The sequence below is a fragment of the Pseudomonas gessardii genome (assembly GCF_001983165.1).
GTDB classification, from domain to species: domain Bacteria; phylum Pseudomonadota; class Gammaproteobacteria; order Pseudomonadales; family Pseudomonadaceae; genus Aquipseudomonas; species Aquipseudomonas gessardii.
In genome coordinates, this window is record NZ_MNPU01000031.1 from 1 (window position 1) to 25872 (window position 25872).

At 62.0% G+C, this 25872-nt stretch carries 20 protein-coding genes; 2 read left to right on the plus strand and 18 right to left on the minus strand.

All coding sequences use genetic code 11. The features are described 5' to 3' along the window. Positions 1-783: 783 nt before the first annotated feature. The 8 genes from BLL38_RS19490 to BLL38_RS19525 all read right to left on the minus strand — a co-directional run bounded on the left by BLL38_RS19490 (position 784) and on the right by BLL38_RS19525 (position 9938). Complete coding sequence (locus tag BLL38_RS19490; protein WP_057959835.1) at positions 784-2424, minus strand: BatD family protein; 1641 nt, start codon at positions 2422-2424, stop codon at positions 784-786. Next, on the minus strand, positions 2421-4157 hold the full coding sequence (locus BLL38_RS19495) for a tetratricopeptide repeat protein (protein ID WP_057959834.1): 1737 nt from the start codon (positions 4155-4157) through the stop codon (positions 2421-2423). The genes BLL38_RS19490 and BLL38_RS19495 overlap by 4 nt, the downstream gene beginning before the upstream one ends. Continuing rightward, positions 4154-5242 carry a vWA domain-containing protein gene (locus BLL38_RS19500; protein ID WP_057959833.1) on the minus strand — a complete coding sequence of 363 codons (1089 nt, stop codon included), beginning with the start codon at positions 5240-5242 and terminating at the stop codon, positions 4154-4156. The genes BLL38_RS19495 and BLL38_RS19500 overlap by 4 nt, the downstream gene beginning before the upstream one ends. After that, the gene (locus BLL38_RS19505; protein ID WP_057438644.1) at positions 5235-5729 is read right to left on the minus strand and encodes a DUF4381 domain-containing protein; all 495 of its coding nucleotides are present in this window, start codon (positions 5727-5729) and stop codon (positions 5235-5237) included. Before BLL38_RS19505 ends, BLL38_RS19500 begins: the two co-directional genes overlap by 8 nt. Further along, positions 5726-6658 carry a DUF58 domain-containing protein gene (locus BLL38_RS19510; RefSeq protein WP_057438643.1) on the minus strand — a complete coding sequence of 311 codons (933 nt, stop codon included), beginning with the start codon at positions 6656-6658 and terminating at the stop codon, positions 5726-5728. The genes BLL38_RS19505 and BLL38_RS19510 overlap by 4 nt, the downstream gene beginning before the upstream one ends. Before the next feature lie 5 nt (positions 6659-6663). Beyond that, complete coding sequence (locus BLL38_RS19515) at positions 6664-7623, minus strand: AAA family ATPase (protein WP_057959832.1); 960 nt, start codon at positions 7621-7623, stop codon at positions 6664-6666. Between the two features lie 262 nt (positions 7624-7885). Continuing rightward, complete coding sequence (locus BLL38_RS19520; RefSeq protein WP_057959831.1) at positions 7886-8239, minus strand: hypothetical protein; 354 nt, start codon at positions 8237-8239, stop codon at positions 7886-7888. A gap of 94 nt (positions 8240-8333) precedes the next feature. After that, complete coding sequence (locus tag BLL38_RS19525; RefSeq protein WP_130898231.1) at positions 8334-9938, minus strand: dermonecrotic toxin domain-containing protein; 1605 nt, start codon at positions 9936-9938, stop codon at positions 8334-8336. A gap of 527 nt (positions 9939-10465) precedes the next feature. Between BLL38_RS19525 and BLL38_RS19530 the strand changes: the two genes are divergently transcribed. Further along, entirely contained in the window at positions 10466-15325 is a 4860-nt protein-coding gene (locus BLL38_RS19530; protein WP_076963966.1) for an NAD-glutamate dehydrogenase, read from the plus strand. 662 nt (positions 15326-15987) lie between these two features. Here BLL38_RS19530 and BLL38_RS19535 read toward each other — a convergent pair. The 3 genes from BLL38_RS19535 to BLL38_RS19545 form a co-directional block, all read right to left on the minus strand. After that, positions 15988-16665, minus strand: a complete 678-nt coding sequence (locus BLL38_RS19535) for a GntR family transcriptional regulator (RefSeq protein ID WP_076963967.1) — start codon at positions 16663-16665, stop codon at positions 15988-15990. Between the two features lie 15 nt (positions 16666-16680). Beyond that, positions 16681-17382, minus strand: coding sequence for a FadR/GntR family transcriptional regulator (locus BLL38_RS19540; RefSeq protein ID WP_076963968.1), 702 nt, complete (start codon positions 17380-17382; stop codon positions 16681-16683). 83 nt (positions 17383-17465) lie between these two features. Then, entirely contained in the window at positions 17466-18776 is a 1311-nt protein-coding gene (locus BLL38_RS19545) for a C4-dicarboxylate transporter DctA (RefSeq protein ID WP_076963969.1), read from the minus strand. A 232-nt stretch (positions 18777-19008) separates the two neighbouring features. On the opposite strand from BLL38_RS19545, the gene BLL38_RS19550 reads away from it, so the two are divergent. Further along, entirely contained in the window at positions 19009-19638 is a 630-nt protein-coding gene (locus tag BLL38_RS19550; protein ID WP_076963970.1) for a DNA-3-methyladenine glycosylase I, read from the plus strand. A gap of 8 nt (positions 19639-19646) precedes the next feature. Here the strand turns inward: BLL38_RS19550 and pdxR are convergent, their stop codons facing one another. The 7 genes from pdxR to BLL38_RS19585 all read right to left on the minus strand — a co-directional run bounded on the left by pdxR (position 19647) and on the right by BLL38_RS19585 (position 25808). After that, positions 19647-21080 carry a MocR-like pyridoxine biosynthesis transcription factor PdxR gene (gene pdxR, locus BLL38_RS19555; RefSeq protein ID WP_076963971.1) on the minus strand — a complete coding sequence of 478 codons (1434 nt, stop codon included), beginning with the start codon at positions 21078-21080 and terminating at the stop codon, positions 19647-19649. A 129-nt stretch (positions 21081-21209) separates the two neighbouring features. Beyond that, positions 21210-21977: an SDR family oxidoreductase gene (locus BLL38_RS19560; RefSeq protein ID WP_076963972.1), complete on the minus strand. Its 768-nt coding sequence runs from the start codon at positions 21975-21977 to the stop codon at positions 21210-21212. A 17-nt stretch (positions 21978-21994) separates the two neighbouring features. Then, a complete protein-coding gene (locus tag BLL38_RS19565; protein WP_076963973.1) occupies positions 21995-23062 on the minus strand; it encodes a phosphotransferase family protein in 1068 nt (355 codons plus the stop codon). A gap of 129 nt (positions 23063-23191) precedes the next feature. Further along, the gene (locus BLL38_RS19570) at positions 23192-24145 is read right to left on the minus strand and encodes a 2-hydroxyacid dehydrogenase (RefSeq protein ID WP_076963974.1); all 954 of its coding nucleotides are present in this window, start codon (positions 24143-24145) and stop codon (positions 23192-23194) included. 157 nt (positions 24146-24302) lie between these two features. Further along, positions 24303-24722 carry a hypothetical protein gene (locus BLL38_RS19575; protein WP_076963975.1) on the minus strand — a complete coding sequence of 140 codons (420 nt, stop codon included), beginning with the start codon at positions 24720-24722 and terminating at the stop codon, positions 24303-24305. A 54-nt stretch (positions 24723-24776) separates the two neighbouring features. Further along, on the minus strand, positions 24777-25271 hold the full coding sequence (locus BLL38_RS19580) for a DUF4822 domain-containing protein (protein ID WP_076963976.1): 495 nt from the start codon (positions 25269-25271) through the stop codon (positions 24777-24779). 342 nt (positions 25272-25613) lie between these two features. Then, the gene (locus tag BLL38_RS19585) at positions 25614-25808 is read right to left on the minus strand and encodes a hypothetical protein (RefSeq protein ID WP_076963977.1); all 195 of its coding nucleotides are present in this window, start codon (positions 25806-25808) and stop codon (positions 25614-25616) included. Positions 25809-25872: the final 64 nt, after the last annotated feature.

Genomic DNA, 25872 nt, shown 5'->3' on the forward strand with positions numbered 1-25872 from the left:
CTCTTGCCCCACCACTCGGTGCCTCGCCTAGGCTCGGCATGCCCGCAGTCAGGCATTGCTCCGTGGGCCCGCCGCGATCGGCCATCCCTGGCCGTGTCGCGGCTACCCCGGCATCCATGCCGGGGTACCCACTGCGCAATACCTGCCTGCGGCCATCGTGGTTTAACGGGGCGCCTGAGATCAAGATCAAAAGCCAGATCAAAAACAGAGCAACAGCAACAGCAAAGACGGGGCGCGAAGCTGCATTCCCCCCTGTGGGAGCTGGCTTGCCTGCGATGGCGGTTCATCAGCCAATACATTTATCGACTGATACACCGCCATCGCAGCGATGCGGCGACCCGACAAGCCAGCTCCCACAGGTATATGTGTACGCCTCGACGATCAGGTCGGCTGTCAGGCCGCCTCGCTTTGCTTTTGATCTGAGGCGCCCCGTTAAACCACGCTGGCCGTCATCCGATTTTGATTTGGGGGGTAACCCGGCAGGACGCCGGGTTAGCCGCGCTGGGCCATGGATGGCCCATCGCGGCGGCCCCCCAAATCAATGTCGGATGACGGGCACACCGAGCCTAGGCGAGGTGCCGAGTGGTGGGGCAAGAGCGCTTTGCTTACTTTGGCGCTCTTCCAAAGTGAGCCGCCGTAAGGGCGGAACCAATAGCCGCCGTGACCGCAGCAACGGATATGTACACAACCCCGCCATCACCAACAAGCCAGCTCCCACAGCAGTCCACGCATGCCCCAACGAATATGCCTGCGCCGAGCCCAATGTCGCTACAGCATGGGCAGTTACTTGGGATACAGCGGCGGCAAGCTGGTGCTGTCGGCCACCGGCGCCTGTTCGCGCTCGGCCATGGGAATGGCCTTGATCGCCCGCCACAGCTCCTCACCCTGCCAATACTGGCCGGTTTCGCTGTAGAGCGCGCCGTTCAGCCCATCCAGGGCATCGGACAAGGGCACAAACCGCGCCGCCATGTCCGCCAGGGTTTCCGGTTGTTGGCGTGCCCAGGCATCCAGCGCCTGGCGTGTGGCCTGGGGGTCATTGGCCTGGCTCGCACGCTTGAGGTCGTCGAGCAAGGTGCGGGGGCTGGGCCCGGTTTGTGCGGCGCGCTGGATTGCCGGGCGGGAGCGGGCCCGCCACCACAGGCCGAAGCCGAGCAGGGTGGTGCCGGCGAGGAGCAGGCTGGTAAGTTGCCAGATCCACAGGCGGCCATCGTCCGGTGCGGTGATTACGGTGGGGGTGGCCGGGGTGTCGACCACCAGGCTCGGGTTGACCGCCACTTGCAGGGTGCGGGCCGGCAGGCTGGTGCGTTCCAGATGGTCTTCATGGGTGTTCCACCACACCACCTCCACCGCCGGCAGCTCCAGGGCGCCGGCGCGGTTGGGCACCAGGGCCTCGCGGTCTTCGCGGCTGCCGATCACCCCGCGCTCGCTGCTCTGGTTGCTCAACACCGGCTGGTCGGGGTAACGCCGCAGGCCGGCGATTTCGGTGCTCGGCAGCGCCGGTAACTGGGCACTGGCCAAGCCTTCGGCCTTGAGGGTGAGGATGCGGGTCAGGGAGTCGCCGACCTGCACGTTCGTAGGTTCCGGGTTCCAGCTTTCACCCAGGCTCAGGCTGCGCGCCGGCAGCCAGGGGGCGTCTGCGGGGTACAGGGCCGGCTTGGGCTTGACCGTCAGGGGGATTTCGGTGGAATTGACATGCAACAGCTTGCCGGGCCTGGGTGCCTGGGGCGTGGTGCCCTGGGCCGGGCGCGGTTCGACTTGGGTGGCACTGAATATTTGCGCCGGGATCAGCAGTTGCCCGCTGTGTTGCGGGTAGATCCCATAGCGCATTTCGATCACGCCGTGGCGCACGCCGTTGATGACTTTTTCATAGGTGCGCGAATCGCCCACCTGCTCGACCCGCGCGTCAGACAACTGCAACGGCGTCAGGCTGCTGTCGTCATACAGCGCCACCGAGTGGTAGATGCGCACCGTCAGCAGGGCCTGGGCCTGCACATAGACGCTGCCCTCATCGAGGCTGGCTTCGATGAATACCGGTTCCAGTTGATTATCACTGTCCTGGCCCAGGGTTTCGTCCACTTGCAGGCTGATCGCCTGGGTCTTGAGTTCGCCCAGTTGCAGCGGCGGGATCACCACGGTGCCGGTGGTCTTGGGCTGCAAGGTGATGATCCAGCGAGTGGTGGCGTGGTTGCTGCCGTCAAGGGTGGTGAGTTGGTTGATCTGGCGGGTGCCACGCACGTCGAACAGCGGGTCCAGGGGCGCTAGGTCCGGCTTGCCGAACTGGGTGACGTCGTTGGACTCGATTGTCAGCTCCACCGTTTCCCCGGAATTGACGCGGCTGCGGTCGATACTGGCGGCCAGGTCGGCCGCCTGGGCGTGACCGGCCCACAGCGCTAGCAATAAGACAAAGGGGGTGCAGCGGCTCATCGAGTCTTGTCCTGATGTTGTTGCTGTTCGTACCAGAATTTGCGTCGCAACAACTCGCCGGGGTTGTCCGGGATCTGTCGCAGCCACTGTTCCAGGGCCTGGCGGTGCTCCTCGTCGAGGTTGCTCTCGGTGGGGCGCAAGGGCGGCGTCGTGGTTTGTTCGTCGCCCAGTTCGCTGCCGGGTACTTCGTTGTTGCCGGCAACGGGCGGGGTGCCGGTTTGTGTGTCAGCCGTGCCTGCCTGGCCCGCGCCCTGGGGCGATTGCTCGCCGCCGTTGGCCTGCTGGCCGCTGTCGCCCGGTTGTGCAGTTTGGCCGGGTTGGGTGGATTCGTCATCCTCGTTTTTTTCCGGTGCGGGCGGCTCAGGTTCCGGTTCTTCCAGCAGCAGGCTCTCGACAAGGGCTTTGTTTTTCAGGGCGGGCTGCAAGTCCGGCTGGGCTTCCAGGGCTTGCTCATAGGCGTCTATCGCGGCTTCCAGCTCACCGGTGCGGGCCAGGGCATTGCCACGATTGTAGTGGGAATAGGCATCACTGCCTTCGGCAAAACGTCGGGCCGCCTCCGCATAGTTGCCCGCCTCGTACAGGGCGACACCCTGCCATTGCGGGTTTTCAAAGTGTTCGGCGGCTTCGGCCGGGCGTTTGTGCTTGAGCAGGTACTGGCCCTGTTGATCGGGGCGCAGCCACAGGTCGTCAAAGCTGAACGCGTAGCTCGGCTGCGGCGCGGCCAGGAGCAGCAACGGCAGGCAGAACAGCCAGCCACGGCGCCCGGCGCAGGCGGCAAGCAGCAGCAAGGGCAGCAATAGCCAGTAACCCTGGTCGGCCCAGGTGTCCAGTTGCAGGCGCTGACCGTCGTCGCGCAGGTTTTGCGGGCCGTCCAGCAGGCCCAGGCCGCGCAGGTCCTTGTCGTCCAGGCGGGCCTGGCGATAGCGGCCACCCATTTCGCTGGCAAAGGCCTTGAGCGTCGGGCTGTCCAGGCGCGGGATCAGGATCGCGCCTTGTTCGTCCTTGAGGAACTCGCCACTTTCCTGGGTCACTGGCGTGCCTTCACGGCTGCCGATGCCGAGGATCGACAGGCTCGGCGCCTGGCCTTGCAGCAGCAGGCGAATGCCCTGGCGTTCCTGCTTGGACAGCGACGAGCCAATCAACAACAGGCGACCCTGGCCCAGGCCGCCGTGCTTGAGCAGGCCCAGGGCTTTTTCCACTGCCAGGTCGGCACGATGGCCGGCCTCGGGCATGATCGACGGGCGCAGGGCTTCCAGCAGGTTGCGGCTGGTGGCCAGGTCGTCGGACAGCGGCACCAGCGTGTGGGCGCTGCCGGCATACACGACGATGGCGGTCTGCGCATCGCTGCGCGCCTGCAGCAGATCCACCAGCTTGCGCCGCGCCTGCTCCAGGCGGTTGGGCGGGCTGTCGGTGGCAAGCATCTCCGGCGTCAGCTCCAGCAGCACCACCAGCGGGTCGGCGGGCTTCTGGCTGATCTGTTCGACCCGTTGCCAGCCGGGGCCGAGCAAGGCCAGCACCGCCAGCAGCCAGGCCAGGCCCAGCAACAGCCATGGCGACTTGCTTTCCCGGCCATTGCCGCCACTGAGCAGGGCGGCGTGGAAGGCCGGCGGCAGGATCATCTGCCAGCGCCCGGCGCGTTTTTGCCGATGCCACAGTTGCCACAGCAACCAGCCGAGGACGGGCAGCAGCAACAGCCACCAGGGGCGGAACCAGTGCGGCCATAAAGCGATCATCGACGCCTCCGCAAGCGCAGGCGTTTAAGGCGTTGCCGCCATTGCGGGTGCTGTTGCAGGAAATGGCCCTTGGTCGAGAGTTTATTGAGCAGCCGTTGCAGGGCGTTGTCCGGCCAGCGTTCCTGGATCACCAGCAGCAGGCTGAGAAACAGCGCCAGGGCCAGCGGCCCGCTATACAGCGCCTGGGTCGGGCGGGCCTGGGTTGGTTGTTGCGCCACCGGCTCCAGCTGGTCGAGGGTTTGTTTGATCGCTTGCAACTCGGCGCCGTCATGGGCGCGGAAATACTGCCCGCCGGTGGTCTGGGCGATGGCCTTGAGCGCCGGCTCGTCGAGGTCCAGGCTGGGGTTGAGGCCGAGCATGCCCAGGCTGCCGGTCTGTTCGGGGCTGGCGCCAATGCCGATGGGGTAGATTTTCACGCCTTCTTCGGCGGCCAGGCGGGCGGCGGTCAATGGGTCGATTTCGCCGCCATTGTTGGCCCCGTCGGTGACCAGGATCAGCACCCGGCTTTGTGCCGGGCGTTGCCGCAGGCGCTTGAGGGCCAGGCCAATGGCGTCGCCAATCGCGGTGTTTTTCCCGGCGATGCCGATGCGTGCCTCATCCAGCCAAGTGCGCACGGTGCGCCGGTCGAAGGTCAGCGGTGCCTGCAGGTAGGCCTGGCTGCCAAACAGGATCAGGCCAACACGGTCGCCCTCGCGGCTTTCGAGAAAGTCGCCAAGCAGGTGCTTGACCAGGTTCAGGCGGCTGACGTCTTCGTCCTGCCATTGCATATCGGGGAAGTCCATGGAGCCGGACACGTCCACCGCCACCAACAGGTCGCGGCCGCTGGCGGCAATCGGCAACGGTTCGCCAAGCCATTCCGGGCGGGCGGCGGCGGTCAGCAGCAACAACCACAGCACCACGAACGGCGCTTGTTGGCGCCAGCCCGGCAGGTTGATGCGCGCGCGGCGCCGGGCCAGCCCTTCGAGGTCGCCCAGAAAGCTGACTTTCAAGGCCGGCTCGCCGCTGTCGGCCACCGGCAGGATCAGCCGCATCAGCCAGGGCAGGGGCAGCAGGGCAAAGACCCACGGCCAGGCGAACTCAAACATGTTTGCGAATCCAGGTGTCGACCGCTTGCGTCAGGCCGGCGATGGCCTTGTCGTCGAGCTTGCATTCGGGTTTGTAGGCGCCCTCGACGAGGACCATCCAGCGCGTGAGGCCGGCGGCGGGGCAGCGGTTGTCGAGAAAGGCCAGCCATTTGCGCCCGTTGAGGGTGTGGCTCTGGCTGTAGGGGTAGTCGTTGCGGCACAGGCGCTTGAGCAGGCCGTTGAGCTGCTGCAGCCAGGCGCCGGCCGGTGCGCCGTCGTAGGGCTTGGGCATCAGCGCCAGTTCCGCGAGGGCGGCAATACGCAGCGGGTCCAGGGGCTGTTCGGCCCGGGCCAGGGGGCGTTTGCTCGGCAGGAAGCGCCGCAGCCGCCACAAGCCCCAGCCCGCCAGGGGGATCAGCGCCAGCAACAGCCACCAGCCCGGCGCCGGCGGCCAGAAACCAATGGCCGGTGGGGCGATCAGCGGTTGCAACTGGTCCAGGCTGCTCATGGCTTTTTCACCGGGCGTTGCGGGTTGAGGTATTCGCGCAGTTGCTCGACCATTTCGCTCTGGGTGCTCAATGGCATCAGCAGTACCCGCAGTTTTTGCGCGAGCAATTCCCAGCGGGCGATGCGTGCTTCGGCCTGGGCCTTGTAGGCCTGGCGCAGCTCGAAGTTCAAGGTGTCGATTTCCAATTGCGCGCCGCGCTCGGCGAAACGCAGCAGCCCGGCGGCGGGCAGTGCGTGGTCCAGCGGGTCTGAGACCGGCAGCAGCAACAGGTCGCAATGGCGCGACAACAGGCTCAGTTGCTGCTCGGCGCCCTCGGTCAGGGCGCGCTCGTCACAAATCACAATCACCAGGCTGCCGGGGCGCAGCACTTCGCGACCACGGCGCAGGGCCATGCCCAGGGCGTCGGCTTCGGGGCGGCTCTCGGTGTTGAGGCTCTGGTTGACCCGTACCAGGCGGTTGAGCAGTTGCAGCAGGCTTTGCTTGCTGCGCCGGGGCTTGATTTCGTAGTGCTCGTTATCGCCGAACACCAGGCCGCCGACCCGGTCGTTGTGGCCCAGCGCGGCCCAGCCGATGAGGCTGGCGGCCTGGGCGGCGAGGACCGACTTGAACATCAGCCCGGAGCCGAAAAACAGCCGGCAGCTTTGCTCCACCATGATAAAGATCGGCCGTTCGCGCTCTTCGTGGAACAGCTTGGTGTGGGGCTCCTGGGTGCGGGCGGTGACGCGCCAGTCGATGGTGCGCACATCGTCGCCGGCCTGGTACACCCGCACCTGATCGAAGTCCACACCGCGCCCGCGCAGTTTGGAGTGGTGCAGGCCGATCAACGGGCTGCGCTGGCTGGGCGTGGAAAACAGCTGTACTTCGCGCACGCGATGGCGCATCTCGATCAATTCGCTGAGGCTGACATGGATCCCGTCGCCGGCATTCATGGAGATCAAGCGACGGCTACGACGTCGAGAATACGCTGCACCACGCGGTCCTGGTCGATGCCGGCCGCTTCGGCCTCGAACGACAGAATGATGCGGTGGCGCAGTACATCGAACAGCACCGCCTGGATATCTTCCGGGCTGACAAAGTCACGCCCGGCCAGCCAGGCGTGGGCGCGGGCGCAGCGGTCAAGGGCAATCGAGCCTCGGGGGCTGGCGCCATAGGCAATCCACTCGGCCATTTCCGCGTCGAACTTGGCCGGGGTGCGCGTGGCCATGACCAGTTGTACCAGGTATTCCTCCACGGCGTCGGCCATGTACAGGCCGAGGATTTCCTTGCGCGCGGCGAAAATCGCCTGCTGGCTGACCCGCCGCTCGGGCTTTGTCTCGCCATTCAGCGCTTCGCCACGGGCCTGTTGCAGGATGCGCCGCTCCACGGCGGCATCGGGGAAGCCGATCTTGACGTGCATCAGGAAGCGGTCGAGCTGGGCTTCGGGCAGGGGATAGGTGCCTTCCTGCTCGATGGGGTTCTGCGTGGCCATTACCAAAAACAGCGGCGACAGCTCGTAGGTGCTGCGCCCGACGCTGACCTGGCGCTCGGCCATGGCTTCGAGCAGGGCCGACTGGACCTTGGCCGGAGCACGATTGATCTCGTCCGCCAGCACCAGGTTGTGGAAGATCGGCCCTTGCTGGAACACGAAACTGCCGGTTTCCGGACGATAGATCTCGGTGCCGGTGATGTCGGCGGGCAACAGGTCGGGGGTGAACTGGATACGATGGAACTGTGCTTCGATCCCTTCGGCAAGCTCCTTGATGGCCTTGGTCTTGGCCAGGCCGGGAGCGCCCTCTACCAGCATATGGCCGTCGGCGAGCAGGGCAATGAGCAAACGCTCGATGAGTTTTTCCTGGCCGAGAATCTGCGTAGAAAGAAAGGTTCGCAGCGCGAGCAGCGCTTCACGATGTTCCATCAAGGACGGTTCCTGGAAAGATGAGCCTGGGGATTGGGAAAAATGCCAAGGCCTGGGGGGCCTACTTTAATGCATTGGAGGGGCTGGCGACTAATGAACCAGGGGGTATTTTTTTGCGATCTGTAGGAAAGGTCTGAGGTTTTTGGCGTTTATAAGGGTCTCATCGCGGCGATGCGGCGACCCGACAAGCCCGGCCTCCCACAGGTGGGGGCGGGCTTGTCGGGTCGCCGCATCGCCGCGATGGCGATTTAGCAGGTGCCCATCAAGGCGTGCGGATGTAAGTGCCAGTGCCCTTGAGAATGTTCTGCAGGGTTTCTTCTACCTCGGCCAGGTCCGCCTCAGCGGTACCGTGATTGATCTGCAGGTGGTCGCTGCCGCCCAATGCGTCCTTGTCCGCCGCACCGATTTCCACCAGGAGGGTGGTCGCGCTCAGGGTGATCTTCAAGCCTTCCAGGGTCGAAGGCTCGTAGTCCCAGGTCAGTTCAACCTCGTCCTCATCTGGATAACGCGACAGCATGAACATCTCGCCATGGGTACCGTGGCAGCAGAGCATGGCCATGTTGTCTTCTTCGTCGTCGCAGGGGGTGGCGAGCAGGTGGGTGGTGGTCAGTTGCATGTAGAGTCCTGTCTGGAAAGGCGGCTTCAAGGCCGGCAGGCCTTGATTCTGCCATTGCATCGGGCTTTGTGTCGGCTTTTGTATCAAGCGGGCATCAGGTTTTGGAGGCCCAGGCACTGATTGCGCTGCTTAACGGTTTAAAGGCATTCCCCAAACCACTGGTGAACACAGGAAGAAGGGTTTTCACGGAACCTTCGCCAATGAGCTTGTCTGCCCCAGGGCGCCTGTGGATATAGCTGTCTATGCCAATGCCGAGTTGCGCGGTGCCCACCGCTGTGCTTGTGGCCGTCAGGGCAATGCCCAGCGGCGGGAAAGCGATTCCGAGTGGGGCTAAAAGAAGTAGCCCATATTTTGCCCAGTTCAAGTACTTGAACGCAGTCTTTGCGTTGACGTCGCGATTGAGGACGAATTGAAAACGAGTGGCGCTTTTCAGGTCTACCTCGGTGCGATGCTGGAGTTCCTCGAATGGACCTCCCTGGACAACCTGGCCATTGAATAGGCCACCCTCGTCAAAATAACCGAGCTTTTCTTGCGTGGAGGCAGGAAGGTCACCGTTAAGTACATTGCGGGTGTTGTCTACGAGTGCATCAATGCCTTTAGACAGGAATTCATTACCGAGGTCTTCGGGGCGGAAGTAAAGTTTGAAACTCTCGACGAATTGCGGATCTTTCATTTGCTCGGCCAGCCATTTATTCATTTCTTTCTTGGAGTCGAAGCCTTTCAACGGAGACGCCTGGCCAGGTAGATACAACAAGACCCGGCCCGTGGTCTTATCCTGGGTGTAAAAAGCGCGCATGGGGAAACCTTTGAACGTGAGGAATTTGGTTTCCAGATTCGGGTCAGCCTTGTAGGGCTGTGTCAGGTCATTTTGATTAAGGGATAGGTAACTTTTGTCGGCCGGCATGCCCGTGACACCCATGGCAATCTGGCGATCGTTTTCGGTAAGAGACTTGTCATGGTGTTGAACGTGTGACGCTTTCAAAAACGCACCTCTCGCCGCTTCGGAGTAGGCATGGCGGGAGTTGCCGTTCCAGTAATTGTTAAGGTACTGGTCATAAGGGGATTTATAACTGTTATCCCATACCATCTGTTTGAACTCAGTTGCCGGGATATCGACTCTGTTGCTCGCATCATAGGTATTCGCAGACCCCTGCTGCGGCTCCGTGTAAATCCCTTGAAAGTGGCTGGTGAACCCCGTCTCATTTGGGCGCGGGAACCTACCAAAGGCGTCAGGCTTATCTGTATGTTTTGAACTTTTCCTTATTTCAAAAGGGCCGTCCTCTTTTGAACGTATCGCCCCGTGGAAGTCAGGCTCTTCCTGCTGGTTGAGCCTCGCTGCCTGAGTCAGGGATATTTTTTGAACAATGACCCCGCTGTAAGGTGGGGTATTGGTGCGGTGATCATACTGAATGCTCACTAAGTAGGTGTTATCGGGGTCAATATCTTTACCGAACTTTTCCTTTATCTGACGCTTTACTTCCATGGATGTAATTTCATCTGCCGTCTTGGGCTGCTTGTACTGGCTGATGAGTTGTTCGACGGCCTTGTTGCTGGATAGGGGCGCTTTGAAATAGGGCACCGGAAAGTGCGGCGTGGAGGCAACGGGGGCATTGTCCGAACTTGATCGTGCAGTGGGCTGGAAGAAAGAGCCACGGTTCCCACCGGGTGGGACGTTAAGGGCGGAAGAGTGTACGTTCAATTGAGCCTCGTTGAGTGGTAATAGGGCCTTTATGGGCATGACTGCCTACGCACACTAAGTGACTGAATTTTGAAATACGGTTCCTGCGTGGAGCTGGGAATTAGATTGTACGAGTGTATGAATATTTACCTGTCAGCACTCTCGCCGTGCCTGCATGGCCGCCCACTTTCAATCGCTAGCCACCCCTTGACTGGCGGGATGGGTTGCTCTTGGTGCAACCGCCCATTGCCGGGTGTTGACCGAATATGTCGCAGTGCAGTAAGCAGCCTGCTCGCCGCACTCGTTAAGCTGCGCAACGGGTGTACCTTTTACGTGACTCTGGCCTGCCCGTCGTGTCGTCATCCGCCGGTGGTGCATCCAGTGGACGTCGAATGTGACCTCAGGGTCTTGTCCAGCTTCACCCACCTGTCACCCTGATTCGTCTATGGTGCTTATCATCAGCACCTGCGAACAGACATGACGGCCTCCCCATCAGGGGACAACACGCGACGCTTCCATCAATAACAAGCCCAAGCGGAGTACCACAGATGGCGTTCTTCACCGCAGCCAGCAAAGCCGACTTCCAGCATCAACTGCAAGCGGCACTGGCGCAGCACATCAGTGAACAGGCACTGCCACAAGTGGCGCTGTTCGCTGAACAATTCTTCGGCATCATTTCCCTGGACGAGCTGACCCAGCGTCGCATGTCCGACCTGGCCGGTTGCTCCCTGTCTGCCTGGCGCCTGCTTGAGCGCTTTGATCACACCCAGCCGCAAGTGCGGGTCTACAACCCCGATTACGAACGCCACGGCTGGCAATCGACCCACACTGCGGTCGAAGTCTTGCACCATGACTTGCCGTTCCTCGTGGATTCGGTGCGCACCGAGCTGAACCGTCGCGGTTACAGCATCCATACCCTGCAAACCACCGTACTCAGCGTGCGTCGTGGCAAGAAGGGCGAGTTGCTGGAAATCCTGCCTAAAGGCACCCAGGGCGAAGACGTCCTGCAAGAATCGCTGATGTACCTGGAAATCGACCGCTGCGCCAACGCCGCCGAGCTCAATGTGCTGAGCAAGGAATTGGAGCAGGTCCTGGGCGAAGTGCGCGTGGCCGTGGCGGATTTCGAGCCGATGAAAGCCAAGGTCCAGGAACTGCTGGCCGGTATCGACAGCAGCCCGTTTGCCATCGAAGGCGAAGAAAAGGCCGAGATCAAGAGCTTCCTGGAATGGTTGGTGGGCAACCACTTCACCTTCCTCGGCTACGAAGAGTTTGTGGTGCGTGACGAGCAGGACGGCGGTCATCTGGAATATGACGCCAATTCCTTCCTCGGCCTGACCAAGCTGCTGCGCGCCGGCCTCACCGCTGAAGACCTGCGCATCGAAGACTACGCCGTGGCCTACCTGCGCGAGCCGACGGTCTTGTCGTTCGCCAAGGCCGCGCACCCAAGCCGTGTGCACCGTCCGGCTTACCCGGACTACGTATCGATCCGCCAGATCGATGAGCACGGCAAGGTCATCAAGGAATGCCGCTTCATGGGCCTCTACACCTCCTCGGTGTACGGCGAAAGCGTGCGGGTGATTCCTTATATCCGCCGCAAGGTCGCGGAAATCGAGCGCCGCTCGGGCTTCCAGGCCAAGGCGCACCTGGGCAAGGAACTGGCCCAGGTGGTGGAAGTGCTGCCCCGCGATGACCTGTTCCAGACCCCGGTGGACGAACTGTTCAGCACCGTGATGTCGATCGTGCAGATCCAGGAACGCAACAAGATCCGCGTATTCCTGCGCAAGGACCCGTACGGCCGCTTCTGCTACTGCCTGGCCTACGTACCGCGCGATATCTACTCCACCGAAGTGCGCCAGAAGATCCAGCAAGTGCTGATGGATCGCCTGAAGGCCTCGGACTGCGAGTTCTGGACCTTCTTCTCCGAATCCGTGCTGGCCCGTGTGCAGCTGATTCTGCGGGTTGACCCGAAGAACCGCCTGGACATCGACCCGCTGCTGCTGGAAAGGGAAGTGATCCAGGCCTGCCGCAGCTGGCAGGACGACTACGCGAGCCTGGTGGTCGAGAGCTTCGGCGAAGCCCACGGCACCAATGTGCTGGCGGACTTCCCCAAAGGCTTCCCCGCCGGCTACCGCGAGCGCTTCGCCGCGCATTCGGCGGTGGTCGACATGCAGCACCTGCTCAACCTCACCGAAGCCAAGCCGCTGGTGATGAGCTTCTACCAGCCTTTGGGCCATGTGACCGGCCAGCAGGAATTGCACTGCAAGCTGTATCACGCCGACACCCCGCTGGCGCTGTCGGATGTGCTGCCGATCCTGGAAAACCTTGGCCTGCGCGTGCTCGGTGAGTTCCCGTATCGCCTGCGCCACGCCAATGGCCGAGAGTTCTGGATCCACGACTTTGCGTTCACCGCCGCCGAAGGCCTGAACCTCGATATCCAGCAGCTCAACGACACCCTGCAGGACGCGTTTGTGCATATCGTCAACGGCGATGCCGAGAACGATGCCTTCAACCGCCTGGTGCTGACCGCCGGCCTGCCATGGCGTGACGTGGCGCTGCTGCGGGCCTACGCCCGTTACCTCAAGCAGATCCGCCTGGGCTTCGACCTGGGGTATATCGCCAGCACCCTGAACAACCACACCGACATCGCCCGCGAGTTGACCCGGTTGTTCAAGACCCGCTTCTACCTGGCGCGCAAGCTCACCAGCGACGACCTGGAAGACAAGCAGCAACGCCTGGAGCAAGCGATCCTCACGGCCCTGGACGATGTGCAGGTGCTTAACGAAGACCGGATCCTGCGGCGCTACCTGGACCTGATCAAGGCCACCCTGCGCACCAACTTCTACCAGGCCGATGCCAACGGCCAGCACAAGTCGTACTTCAGCTTCAAGTTCAACCCCCACGCCATTCCAGAATTGCCCAAGCCCGTGCCGAAGTTTGAAATCTTCGTCTACTCGCCGCGGGTCGAAGGCGTGCATCTGCGCTTTGGCAACGTCGCGCGCGGCGGCCTGCGCTGGTCTGACCGTGAAGAAGACTTCCGCACCGAAGTGCTGGGCCTGGTAAAAGCCCAGCAAGTGAAGAACTCGGTGATCGTGCCGGTGGGCGCCAAGGGCGGCTTCCTGCCGCGTCGCCTGCCATTGGGTGGCAGCCGGGACGAGATCGCGGCCGAGGGCATTGCCTGCTACCGCATCTTCATTTCCGGCCTGTTGGACATTACCGACAACCTGAAGGACGGCGCCCTGGTGCCACCGTTGAACGTGGTGCGCCACGACAACGATGACCCGTACCTGGTCGTGGCGGCCGACAAAGGCACCGCGACCTTCTCCGATATCGCCAACGGCATCGCCATCGACTACGGCTTCTGGCTGGGCGATGCGTTTGCCTCCGGTGGTTCGGCCGGTTACGACCACAAGAAGATGGGCATCACCGCCAAGGGCGCGTGGGTCGGGGTGCAGCGTCACTTCCGTGAACGCGGCATCAACGTGCAGCAAGACAGCATCACCGTGGTCGGCGTCGGCGACATGGCCGGCGACGTGTTCGGCAACGGCTTGCTCATGTCCGACAAGCTGCAACTGGTTGCGGCCTTCAACCACCTGCATATCTTTATCGATCCCAACCCGAACCCGGCCACCAGCTTTATCGAGCGCAAGCGCATGTTCGAGCTGCCGCGTTCGGCCTGGTCGGACTACGACACCAGCATCATGTCCGAAGGCGGCGGTATCTTCTCGCGCAGCGCCAAAAGCATTGCCATCTCGCCACAGATGAAAGAGCGCTTCGACATCCAGGCCGACAAGCTGACCCCGACCGAGCTGCTCAACGCCTTGCTCAAGGCGCCGGTGGACCTGTTGTGGAACGGCGGTATTGGCACCTACGTCAAGGCCAGCACCGAAAGCCACGCCGATGTGGGCGACAAGGCCAACGACGCGCTGCGCGTCAACGGCAACGAGTTGCGCTGCAAAGTCGTGGGCGAGGGCGGTAACCTGGGCATGACCCAGCTGGGTCGTGTGGAATTCGGCCTCAATGGCGGCGGTTCCAACACCGACTTTATCGACAACGCCGGTGGCGTGGACTGTTCCGACCACGAAGTGAACATCAAGATCCTGCTCAACGAAGTGGTGCAGGCCGGCGACATGACCGACAAGCAGCGCAACCAGTTGCTGGCGAGCATGACCGACGAAGTCGGCAGCCTGGTGTTGGGCAACAACTACAAGCAGACCCAGGCCCTGTCCCTGGCCGCGCGCAAAGCCTACGAGCGTGCGGCCGAGTACAAGCGCCTGATGAGCGACCTGGAAGGCCGTGGCAAGCTGGACCGCGCCATTGAGTACCTGCCGACCGAGGAGCATCTCGTCGAGCGCGCCGCGACCGGCAAGGGCCTGACCCGCCCGGAACTGTCGGTGCTGATCTCCTACAGCAAGATCGACCTCAAGGAAGCCTTGCTCAAGTCCCTGGTGCCGGATGACGACTACCTGACCCGTGACATGGAGACCGCGTTCCCACCGAGCCTGGTAGCCAAGTTCTCCGAGGCCATGCGTCGCCACCGCCTCAAGCGCGAGATCGTCAGCACCCAGATCGCCAACGACCTGGTCAACCACATGGGCATCACCTTCGTGCAACGCCTCAAAGAGTCGACGGGCATGAGCCCGGCGAACGTGGCGGGCGCCTATGTGATCGTGCGCGACATCTTCCATCTCCCGCACTGGTTCCGTCAGATCGAAGCCCTGGATCACCAGGTCTCGGCTGAGGTGCAACTGGCGCTGATGGACGAGCTGATGCGCCTGGGCCGTCGGGCTACCCGCTGGTTCCTGCGCAGCCGTCGCAACGAGCAGGATGCTGCCCGTGACGTCGCGCACTTCGGTCCGCACCTGGCGGCGTTGGGCCTCAAGCTCGACGAACTGCTGGAAGGCCCGACCCGCGAAGGCTGGCAGAACCGCTACCAGGCCTATGTCGAAGCCGGTGTGCCGGAGTTGCTGGCGCGCATGGTTGCCGGCACCACCCACCTGTACACCTTGCTGCCGATCATCGAGGCCGCCGACGTGACCGGGCAGAGCGCTGCGGATGTGGCCAAGGCCTACTTCGCCGTGGGCAGCGCCCTGGACTTGCCGTGGTACCTGCAGCAGATCAGCGATCTGCCGGTGGGCAACAACTGGCAGGCCCAGGCCCGCGAAGCCTTCCGCGATGACGTGGACTGGCAGCAACGGGCGATCACCATCAAGGTTCTGCAAATGGCCGATGCGCCAGAAGACATGGAAGCCCGCGTGGCCCTGTGGCTTGAGCAGAATGCGAGCATGGTCGAGCGCTGGCGCGCGATGATGGTAGAAATCCGTGCCGCGGTGGGTACGGACTACGCCATGTACGCGGTGGCCAACCGTGAACTGCTGGACCTGGCTATGAGCGGGCAAGTGGTGCTGTAATCGGCGGCTAGCGCGTTAAAACAAAGCCCCGTCTCGCGAGAGACGGGGCTTTTTTGTGGGTTCGGAACAAGGTGGGGCGTATGCAAAATTTGCTGCGCCGGCCGCCCACTGTGGTGGGGCCAAAATTCTCTGCCCCAGTGAGGTCCCCTGTGGGAGCGGGCTTGCTCGCGATAGCGCCAGCCCAGTCATTGTTGCTGGCGGCTGACCCACCGCTATCGCAGGCAAGCCAGCTCCCACATTTGATCTGTGGTGGGGCCAAAATTCTCTGCCCCAGTGAGATCCCTGTGGGAGCGGGCTTGCCCGCGATAGCGCCAGCCCAGCCAACATTTCTGGCGGCTGACCCACCGCCATCGCAGGCAAGCCAGCTCCCACATTTGATCTGTGGTGGGGCCAAAATTCTCTGCCCCAGTGAGATCCCCTGTGGGAGCTGGCTTGCCCGCGATAGCGGCAGTCCAGTCACTGTTGCTGGCGGCTGACCCAGCGCCATCGCAGGCAAGCCAGCTCCCACATTTGATCTGTGGTGGGGCCAAAATTCTCTGCCCCAGTGAGATCCCCTGTGGGAGCGGGCTTGCTCGCGATAGCGGCAGTCCCGTCACTGTTTCTGGCGGCTGACCCTGCGCCATCGCAGGCAAGCCAGCTCCCACATTTTAATCTCTATGGGCTTACGCGAGTTTTGCTTGCAGATGATCCAGATGCCGGGTCATCAAGCATGCTGCCGTACCCGCATCCCGTCGCTCCACCGCTTCGACAATCTCTGCCTGCTCAAGCCAGGCGCCGGTGAACGCCCCTTGTCGGGCAATGACCAGCGAGGTCAACGGCACCAGGCTATTGAGAAACTGCGCCAATGGCCGGTTGCCCGCAAGGGTCGCCAGCAACAGATGAAACTCGCCACATAGGCGAATGGCCGCACCTTGCTGGCCCTGCTCGACGCTCGCCCGCTGGCGGGCCAGCAGCTCACGCAAACGCCGCACCTGCCCGGGGGTGGCCTGTACGCACGCCAATTGCACCACGCTCACTTCCATCAAGCGCCGCGCCTCCAGGATATGTTGCACCTGCTCGGCATCCGGTGCCGCCACCTGGGCGCGCAGGTTGGGGCGCAGGATGATCACCTGCTGCTCGGCCAGGCGCGCCAGGACCCGGCGCAGCACACTGCGGCTGACGCCAAACGCTTGGGCCAGGCCTTCTTCGGTAAAGCGGCTGGTGGGCACGATGCGTTGTTCGAGGATGGCATCGAACAGCCGTGGGTAAAGGTCGTCCACCGACGGCCGCTTGCCGGGCACCAGGCGCATGGCGGGCGGGGCGGTGACAACGATAGGGCGTTGCAGGGCGTGAGCGCTCATGGCCGGTCTCCAGGGTCAGTTGCCGAGATGGTCGTCGGGAATGTTCAGGGCCGTGCCCATGCGCTGGCCTTCGTTGAGGATATGGCGGCGCATTTCGGCGCTGGCCAGGGCGCTGTTCTTATTGCGGATCGCGCGCACCACGGCTTCGTTTTCCTGCAGGCGCTCGGCCAGGTGTTCGGGGGAGTTGCGCAACACCTGGGCGCTTTGCTTGAGGGCATTGCTGGTCTGCTGCACCACGTTCTGGAAGATCGGGTTGGAGGTCAGGGCGAACAGTTCTTCGTGGAAGGCGATGTAGGCGTTCATCCCCGCCTCACTGTCGTGGGCCTCCAGGGCTTCGCGCATGTCCATCAGGGTCAGGCGCAGTTGGCCGATCTCTTTGCTGGTGATGGACTGGGCCACCAGGCCGACGATAAACGGCTCCAGGGTGTAGCGCAGTTGCAGGATATCGGCGAGGCTGGCATCGGCCACGGCGTCATGGGCCTGGGGTTCGTTGACGTGGGTCTCCAGCACGACCACGCCTTTGCCGGGCATCGAGCGCACCAGGCCGAGGGTTTCCAGGACGATCACCGCTTCACGCAGGCTGGGGCGGCTGATGCCCAGTTGTTCCGCCAGTTCGCGCTGGCCGGGCAGCATTTCGCCACGCCGCCATTGACCTCGGGCCAGGGCGGCGCGCAGTTTTTCTACGACTGAATTGACGACGGTTGAGGTGCTGATCACGCCGTGGACTCCTTACTTTATTGAAACTGGCGATGCTTAAATGTGGGAGCAAGCCCACTCCCACATTCTATTTGTGTTGCTGCTCAGAACTCCTGGTGCGCCGGCAACACCGGCTTCTTGGCCTGGAACGCATACCCTTGCTGCCCGTCGAGCACCTTGTTGGCCCGCTCGATATCAATGTCCTTTTCCCAGCGGGCAATGGCCACGGTGGCGACGCAGTTGCCGATCAGGTTGGTCATCGCGCGGCCAATCCCCATGAACCAGTCCACCGCCAGCACCAGCACCAGGCCCACCACCGGGATGGCGGGGATGGCGGTCAGGGTGGCGGCCAGAATCACCAGGGCCGAGCCCGGTATGCCGTGGGCGCCCTTGGAGGTGATCAGCGACACCAGCAGGATGGTCAACAGGTCGGTCATCGACAACGGCGTACCGGTAGCGTTGGCGATAAACACAATGGCCAGGGTCAGGTAGATCGAGAAACCATCGAGGTTGAACGAGTAGCCGGTGGGGATCACCAGGCCGACGGTGGAACTGCCGATGCCCAGGTGTTCCAGTTTACGCATGATCTGTGGCAACACCGCATCGGACGAGGCGGTGCCCATCACGATCAGCAGCTCTTCACGCAGGTATTTGAGCAAAGGCAGCATGCGCAGGCCCGACAGGCGCATCACCGTGCCCAGGATCAGCGCGACGAAGGCCATGCAGGTCAGGTAGAACAAGCCCACCAGGCTGCCCAGGTGCTGCAGCGAATCCAGGCCGTAGGTGCTGGTGGTAAACGCGATGGCGCCGAAGACCCCGATGGGTGCCAGGCGCACGATCATGCCCATGATGCGGAAGATCACATGGCTCAGTTCGTTGATCAGTCGCGAAATGCCCGAGGCCGCTTCCCCCACCAGGTTCAGCGCGCTGCCAAACAGCACCGAGAACAGCAGCACCTGCAACACGTTGTTGTCGGCAAACGCGCCGATCACCGAGTTGGGGATCAGGTCCATCAGGAACTGGCTGGTGCCCTTGATATGCTGGCCGCGATCCGCCAGTTCATTGAGGCCGGCGGAAGACAGCTGCTCCAGGTGGATATTGGCGCCGCTGCCGATCCCGGTACTGAAGGCCAGCACCAGCCCGAGGACCAGGGCGATGGTGGTGAGGATTTCAAAGTAGATCACCGACTTGAGGCCGATGCGCCCGACTTTCTTTAGGTCGCCGGCACCGGAAATGCCGCTGACCACCACGCAGAACACGATCAGGCCGATCAGCATCTTGATCAGCTTGATAAAGCCGTCACCCAGGGGTTTGAGCTGTGAGGAGAATTCGGGAAGGGCCAAGCCGCAAGCGATGCCGAGCATCAGACCTATGACGACTTGCAGGAAAATCGAACGCGAGCACCATCTGAGCATGGGGAGGATCTCTATTCGGTGCCCTGGTGGGTCCAGGGCTTAATTGTTGTGGTCTTACCGGTAAGTCCAGTGCGTGGTCAGTCTACGCTTGTGTTTTTGCAAACTACAAGGGGCTGCGGGGGTGTTTATGCCTTCCGGTCTTACCAGTTGCTCGGTAAGCGTGATGCTTGAGCGGTTGGCGGCTTGTAAAATTTTTCGCTTATCATCCCCGGCTTGGCCGCTGAGGTGATGCATGGATAAGCCAGGACTGACAACCGATGAAGCGGGGCTGACCCGTTGTACATGGCGTACGGCTGCTGCCGAGTACCCCGATTACCACGATCACGAGTGGGGCGTGCCGGTTGCCGATGATCGTGCGCTGTACGAGAAGATCTGCCTGGAGGGCTTCCAGGCCGGTCTGGCGTGGATCACCATCCTGCGTAAGCGCGAGCACTTTCGCCGGGCGTTTGCCGGCTTTGATTTTCGCCGGGTGGCGCAGTACACCGAGGAGGATATCCAGCGCTTGATGGCCGACCCGGAGATTGTGCGCAATCGGGCGAAAATCGTCTCGACCATCAACAATGCGCGCCGGGCCTGTGAGCTGGTGGATGAACACGGCTCGCTGGCGGCGTGGCTGTGGGCGTTCGAGCCGGCGGCCGGCGAGCGTCCGGCCGTGGTGGATCTGGCCTATTGGACGGGTAACCCGACATCGCCGGCCTCGGTGCGCCTGTCCAAGGCCTTGAAAAAGCGCGGTTGGACCTTTGTCGGGCCGACGACGATGTATGCGTTCATGCAGGCGATGGGGATGGTCAATGACCATCTTGAAGGTTGCCTCTGTCGGCCGCAAATTGAGGACCTGCGGCGTCACTTCAAGCGCCCCTGAACGCTTCCTCAGCCCATCTGCTGCAGAATATCGCGCACCTTGTCCAGGGACGGGTCGATATCCAGGGTTTCGATGGCGCCGAAGCCGATGATCAGGCCACTGCGCACCGGCGCCTCATGGAAAAACACATCCAGTGGATACAGCCCGACTTCCACCTGGCGCGCCCGTTCGATCAGCAAGGGGATATTCACGGGCACTTTGCACAGCGCCGCCAGGTGGAACCCGGCCACGCTGGGCACGGCCTCGAACCAGGGCGACAGGTCGCCGGTCAGGCGGCTGAGGATGCGCTCGCGGCGGATGGTGTAGACGGCGTGACAGCGCCGGATATGCTTGAGCAGGTAGCCTTCGCTGATGAACTTGGCCAGGGCCCATTGCGGCAGTGTCGAGGTGTGCTGGTCGCTCAATTGCTTGGCCTTGAGCACTGCCCCGCGGATGGCCGGGGGTAGCACCGCATAGCCCAGGCGCAGCTCGGGCAGCAGGGTCTTGGAGAAGGTCCCGACATAGGCGACGATGCCCCGGGTGTCCATGCTTTGCAGGGCATCGGTGGGGCGGCCTTCATAGCGGAACTCACTGTCGTAGTCGTCCTCGATCACAATCGCGCCCAGCGCCAGTGCACGTTCCAGCAGGGCGACGCGACGCGGCAGGCTCATCGGGATGCCCAGGGGGAACTGGTGGGAGGGGGTGACGTAGATCAGCCGTGTGCCCTCGGGAATCAACGCGACCTGAATCCCCTGGTCGTCCAGCGGCACGCCGGCCACCGTGGCGCCCATGGCTTCAAACATCAAGCGTGCGGGGGCGTAGCCGGGGTCTTCCATGGCCACGATGCTGCCGGGTTCCAGTACCACGCGGGCGATCAGGTCCAGGGCCTGTTGTGCGCCGTTGCACACCACAATGTCGTCATCCCGGCAGTTGACCCCACGGGAAAACGCGATGTGCCCGGCAATCCCATGGCGCAAGGCCGGCAGCCCTTCGGGCTGGCCATAGAACCCACTGTTGCGGGCGATGCGGCGCAGGGCGTCCTGGGTACAGCGTCGCCATTCGTCCTGGGGGAACAGGCTACGGGTGGTGGCGCCGCCGATGAATTCGCAACGCAAGAGGCTGTCCCGCGTTGGATGGCGCATGGGCGAGGGCAGTGCCTGCCACTTGGCGAGGTTGGCGGCGCAGGCCAGGTCGGCCGCACTTTGCAGGCCCTTGGTGCGCGGCACATGAGTATTGACGAACGTCCCGCGGCCGATCTTGCCGATCAGCAGGCCTTCATAGGTCAGGGTGGTGTAGGTGTCGGATACAGTCTTGCGCGACACGCCCAGTTGCTCGGCCAGCAAGCGGCTGGGGGGTAATTGCGCGCCGGCGGCCAGGCGCCCTGAGTCAATGGCGTCGCGCAGTTGCTGGTAAAGCTGTTCGGCCAGGTCCTTGCGGCCCTGGATGACGATGTGCAGTTCCATGTTTCGTCCCGTGGCGGTCAATCCTGCCAAGGTTACTCGCATGTAAAGGCTGTGGGAGCGGGCTTGCTCGCGATAGCGGTGTATCAGTCAAAAAGCCATCAACTGACCCGCTCCCACAGTGAGGTGGGGTCAGGAGAGGAAACCACCGTCCACATTCAGCGAAACGCCGGTGGTATAGGTTGAGGCATTGCTGGCCAGGTACAGCACTGCGCCGGCCATTTCGCTGGGGTCGGCTACGCGCTTGAGGGGGATTTGGGCCAGGGCCATGTTCAGGATCGATTCGTTCTTCACCAGCGCCGAGGCGAACTTGGTGTCGGTCAGGCCCGGCAGCAGGGCGTTGCAGCGGATGCCGAACGGCGCGCATTCCTTGGCAAACACCTTGGTCATATTGATCACGGCGGCCTTGGTCACCGAGTAGATGCCCTGGAAGTGCCCTGGAGAAATGCCGTTGATCGAGGCTACGTTGATGATGCTGCCGCCGCCGTTTTCCCGCATCAGCTTGCCGGCTTCCACCGACATGAAGAAGTAGCCGCGGATGTTCACGTCGACGGTTTTCTGGAAGGCGCCGAGGTCGGTGTCCAGTACGTTGCAGAACTGTGGGTTGGTGGCGGCGTTGTTGACCAGGATGTCCAGGCGCCCGAACTGCTGGCGAATGCCGGCAAACACCTCATTGATCTGCGCCATCTCGCCGATATGGCAGGCAATGGCCGTGGCCTTGCCGCCAGCGGCGATGATCGCGTCGGCCACAGGCTGGCAGCCGTCGATCTTGCGGCTCGAGACAATCACATGGGCGCCTTGCTGGGCCAGCAGCTTGGCAATGGCTTCACCAATGCCACGGCTGGCGCCGGAGACAAAAGCGATCTTGCCGTCGAGGTCGAACAGGTGGGTCTTGGACATGGTGGTTCCTTGTCGGGTCAGAGCGTGGATTGGTGGATGACCTTCAGGCTCATCTGCTCCAGCAGCGCGTTCATGTGAATGAACTGCGCGAAGCGTTTGTCCTGGGTCTGGCCATGGTAGAAGCGGTAGTAGATCTGCTGCACGATACCGGCCAGGCGGAACAGGCCGTAGGTGTAATAGAAGTCGAAATTGTCGATCTGGATGCCTGAGCGCTCGGCGTAATAGTCGACAAACTGACGGCGGGTGAGCATGCCGGGGGCATTGCTCGGCTGGCGGCGCATCAGTTGCATGGGCGCGGGGTCGGCGGCTTCGATCCAGTAGGCGAGGCTGTTGCCCAGGTCCATCAGCGGGTCGCCCAGGGTGGTCAGTTCCCAATCCAGCACGCCGATGATTTGCATCGGGTTGTCGGGGTCGAGGATCACATTGTCGAAGCGATAGTCGTTGTGCACGATGCTGGACGTGGGGTGGTCGGCGGGCATCTTGTCGTTGAGCCAGGCGCGCACGGCTGCCCATTTCGGGGCGTCGGGGGTCAGGGCTTTTTCGTAGCGATCGCTCCAGCCGCGGATCTGCCGCGCCACGTAGCCTTCGGGCTTGCCCAGGTCGGCCAGGCCGCAGGCGGTGTAGTCCACCTGGTGCAGCTCGACGAACTTGTCGATAAAGCTCTTGCACAAGGCTGCGGTGCGCGTGGCGTCCAGGCCCAGCTCCGGCGGCAGGTCCGAGCGCAGGATGATGCCCTTGACCCGCTCCATCACATAGAACTCGGCGCCGATCACCGATTCGTCGGTGCAGTGCACGTAGGCCTTGGGGCAGTAGGGGAAGCCATCCTTGAGCTGGTTGAGGATGCGAAATTCCCGGCCCATGTCATGGGCCGACTTGGCCTTGTGGCCAAAGGGCGGGCGGCGCAGGACGAATTCCTGTTCGGGGTATTCCAGCAGGTAGGTCAGGTTGGAGGCGCCGCCCGGGAACTGGCTGATTTTGGCGCTGCCACTCAGGCCAGGGATATGGGCCTTGAGGTAGGGGTCGATGAGGCTGGCATCCAGTTCTTCGCCGGGGCGGATCTGGGTGGATTGGTCATTGAGCGCCATGCTTATCCCTTCTGCTTATTCTTGAGGCCTTGGACTATTGGCTAATCTAATGCGCACAGCCAACCCGCCACAAGGCTGTGACGGCTTAATAGGCTAGCGTGTTGGACGACAATCAGCGTGCCTGATCGGTCATTTTTCGGGCGCAGGCAAGGCGACCGGTGTGAGTACCGGGCGCCCGGCGAAGTAGGCGAGCAGGTTGTCCGCCACCCGTTGCACGGTGTCGTGGGCCGCTTCCGGTGACAGCCCGGCCACATGGGGGGTGAGTACGGTGTTGCAGAGCCGCTTGAGGGCGTCGGGCACGTTGGGCTCATCATCGAACACATCCAGCGCCGCCCCGCCAATGCGCCGTTGTTCGAGGGCACTGATCAGGTCGGCGGTAACGATCACGCTGCCACGGGCGATGTTCACCAAAAAACCGTTGGGGCCCAGGGCATCCAGGGCCTGGCGGTCGATCAGGTGGCGGGTGCCAGGGCCGCCGGGGGTGGCAATGACCAGGAAATCCGAGGTGCGGGCCAGCTCCACCGGGGTGGCGCAGTAGGTGTAGTCCACATCGCTACGGGGTTGGCGGCTGTGGTAGCTGACTTGCATGTCAAACCCCAGCGCCGCGCGCTTGGCGATCGCCAGGCCGACCGCGCCCAGGCCGAGGATGCCCAGGTGTTTGCCGGACAGGGACGGGCGCATGACCTTGGGCCATTCGCTGCGTCGAACCGCGGCATCGGCCTGGGGAATGTCACGCACCATCGACAGCAGCAGCGCCATGGCGTGATCCGCCACCGACGGCGCATTGACCCCGGCACCGTTGGTCACCACGATCCCACGATTGCTGGCGGCCTGCAGGTCGACCTGCTCATAGCCCGCGCCGATCACGCAGATGATTTCCAGCAAGGGCAGAGCGGCGATCTCTTCGGCGTACAAGCCCAACGGGCCACGGGTCAGCACGGCCTGGATCCGCGCGCCATGGGTCTTGATAGCCTGGCTGCGCTCGGCGGGCGTTGGGGCCAGGATTACATGAAAGCCATTGCTTTCGATGATCGGCAGGTAGTCATTGATGGTTTCAACCAGGACCAGAACAGTGGCGGGCATGGGGCGGCTCTTGTTGTGGGGTTTGATACCTGGATTATGCGGCATTTTCTGGCGTGCGAAATGCCTGCGGGTGAAAGATCCTCCCCGGACGGAAGGCCTTGGCGTGGGGGATGCCAGCGTCTGCGCAGGCTGAAGACGCTGGGCATCGACGCGGGCGTTATTGGGCCTGTCGCACCTTGTTCTGTTCTGCCTGGGCGATTTCCTTGAAATCATAGGTCGGGAAAAACTCGGTCCTGTAGGTTCCCCATGCGGTGTTTTCCAAGGCCAGGTTGACCGCTGACAGGCGAGAGGCAGGCAGGCGCAGGACGATGACTTGTCCGATACCCATGGTGATGTTCCAACTGACAACCTCTACCCCTGCCGGTGGAAATACTTTATAGAATTCCTGTTTGGCAAGTTGTGCCCTTAGTTCGCTTAATGGGCGGGACTGATCATGTTTTAGAAATACGGTCAGCATGACTGCGTTGTCGGGAGTGGCAACAGGTTCCTTGGCTATCGGCTGTGCACCGGCACCGCTCGAAATAAGGGCGGATAACCATACGGTAGATATCAGTAAAGACTTGAGTTGGGTTTTCATAGGCGGGCGTCTTTTTGTTGGTTTTATGAATGTTGTATGGGGTGTTAATAAAAGTTAGTGGGAAGTGGAGGTTTTGATCGGCCCTTTGTAAGGCGCGTGAACAACATAGATACGCACGGTTTCATTGGTTTCGAGCATGTCGCGAGGAACCTCCCGCGAGTAGGTGAACTCTTCGTTGTTCAAGACCTCCAGTCGGCGCACCACGCTTCTGATCGGGCCTTTGTCGGGCACCAGGATATGGTTTTTCCGGTCGCCCGTGACCAGGAAATAACCGCCGCCGCCATGCTCATACTTTGACAGCCCCGTGTCGGCATAGAAGAACTCATAGCGATTGCGCTCCGGGTCCCACATGGAGATGCCCACCACCCCCGGGTACTTGTCCTTGACGTCTACGTGGGGGGCGCCCTCGATATAGACCTTGGTGGTCAACCACTGAGGGGAGGAGGCCAATGCGCGGATATCGGACGTTGCCCATTGTGCCTGGCTGGTAAGCGGGCTGAGCAATCCCGCGAGAAACAGGCCTGCAAAAACAGCATTGTATTTACGCATCAAATAACTCCGGTATGGAATTTTATTGGTTTTTGTTCTTGTTGTTGCCTGCATGGGCAGCGGGGGAAATATAGGTCTGATGAGAAGCGCTATCAATACCTGGGTATATGTTTGTAACAAATCCAGTGGTAATAAGTTAAAAGATAATTTTAATGTTGAGTATGAGGTTTTTGGAGGGTGTAGGTTGATTCCTACAATTAAAGCGAATTAGCTTACGTGGTTTAAAGATTTATAAACCTCTTGTTTGAGTTTCGATTGTTGGCTGATTGGCCTTTAAGGCATGGGCAGAGGGCGACGAATCTATAGCGCAATAGATCCGTGCCCTGGGTAGATTGTAAACCCTTAGCCGATTCGCGGCGTGGGGATCATGGTGTTGCGAGGCTTGGGCGCGGCAGCATATTCAATGCCGTTAAACGAGAAGGTCTCCGTCTGTGGTGGTTTGGGCTTGTTTTGTGCTGCTATTTGATCGGCAATGTGGTCGGTGATGATATCGACCAACTGGCCGGCATTGGACAGGTTCAGCTCTGTAGTCGTCATGCTTGAGTCTCCAAGGGTTGTTGTACCGCCTCCACTGAGTGGGCGTCGCTGGCGTAACGTTCCC

Excerpts from the sequence above, each read along its gene's own strand:
- BLL38_RS19545 (WP_076963969.1), bottom strand. The coding sequence starts at position 18,776 with ATGCTCAGATGGTGCTCGCGTTCGATTTTCCTGCAAGTCGTCATAGGT.
- BLL38_RS19535 (WP_076963967.1), bottom strand. The coding sequence starts at position 16,665 with ATGAGCGCTCACGCCCTGCAACGCCCTATCGTTGTCACCGCCCCGCCC.
- BLL38_RS19580 (WP_076963976.1), bottom strand. The coding sequence starts at position 25,271 with ATGCGTAAATACAATGCTGTTTTTGCAGGCCTGTTTCTCGCGGGATTG.
- BLL38_RS19560 (WP_076963972.1), bottom strand. The coding sequence starts at position 21,977 with ATGTCCAAGACCCACCTGTTCGACCTCGACGGCAAGATCGCTTTTGTC.
- BLL38_RS19570 (WP_076963974.1), bottom strand. The coding sequence starts at position 24,145 with ATGCCCGCCACTGTTCTGGTCCTGGTTGAAACCATCAATGACTACCTG.
- BLL38_RS19515 (WP_057959832.1), bottom strand. The coding sequence starts at position 7,623 with ATGGAACATCGTGAAGCGCTGCTCGCGCTGCGAACCTTTCTTTCTACG.
- BLL38_RS19510 (WP_057438643.1), bottom strand. The coding sequence starts at position 6,658 with ATGAATGCCGGCGACGGGATCCATGTCAGCCTCAGCGAATTGATCGAG.
- BLL38_RS19520 (WP_057959831.1), bottom strand. The coding sequence starts at position 8,239 with ATGCAACTGACCACCACCCACCTGCTCGCCACCCCCTGCGACGACGAA.
- BLL38_RS19500 (WP_057959833.1), bottom strand. The coding sequence starts at position 5,242 with ATGTTTGAGTTCGCCTGGCCGTGGGTCTTTGCCCTGCTGCCCCTGCCC.
- BLL38_RS19565 (WP_076963973.1), bottom strand. The coding sequence starts at position 23,062 with ATGGCGCTCAATGACCAATCCACCCAGATCCGCCCCGGCGAAGAACTG.
- BLL38_RS19575 (WP_076963975.1), bottom strand. The coding sequence starts at position 24,722 with ATGAAAACCCAACTCAAGTCTTTACTGATATCTACCGTATGGTTATCC.
- BLL38_RS19495 (WP_057959834.1), bottom strand. The coding sequence starts at position 4,157 with ATGATCGCTTTATGGCCGCACTGGTTCCGCCCCTGGTGGCTGTTGCTG.
- pdxR (WP_076963971.1), bottom strand. The coding sequence starts at position 21,080 with ATGGAACTGCACATCGTCATCCAGGGCCGCAAGGACCTGGCCGAACAG.
- BLL38_RS19550 (WP_076963970.1), top strand. The coding sequence starts at position 19,009 with ATGGATAAGCCAGGACTGACAACCGATGAAGCGGGGCTGACCCGTTGT.
- BLL38_RS19505 (WP_057438644.1), bottom strand. The coding sequence starts at position 5,729 with ATGAGCAGCCTGGACCAGTTGCAACCGCTGATCGCCCCACCGGCCATT.
- BLL38_RS19490 (WP_057959835.1), bottom strand. The coding sequence starts at position 2,424 with ATGAGCCGCTGCACCCCCTTTGTCTTATTGCTAGCGCTGTGGGCCGGT.
- BLL38_RS19585 (WP_076963977.1), bottom strand. The coding sequence starts at position 25,808 with ATGACGACTACAGAGCTGAACCTGTCCAATGCCGGCCAGTTGGTCGAT.
- BLL38_RS19530 (WP_076963966.1), top strand. The coding sequence starts at position 10,466 with ATGGCGTTCTTCACCGCAGCCAGCAAAGCCGACTTCCAGCATCAACTG.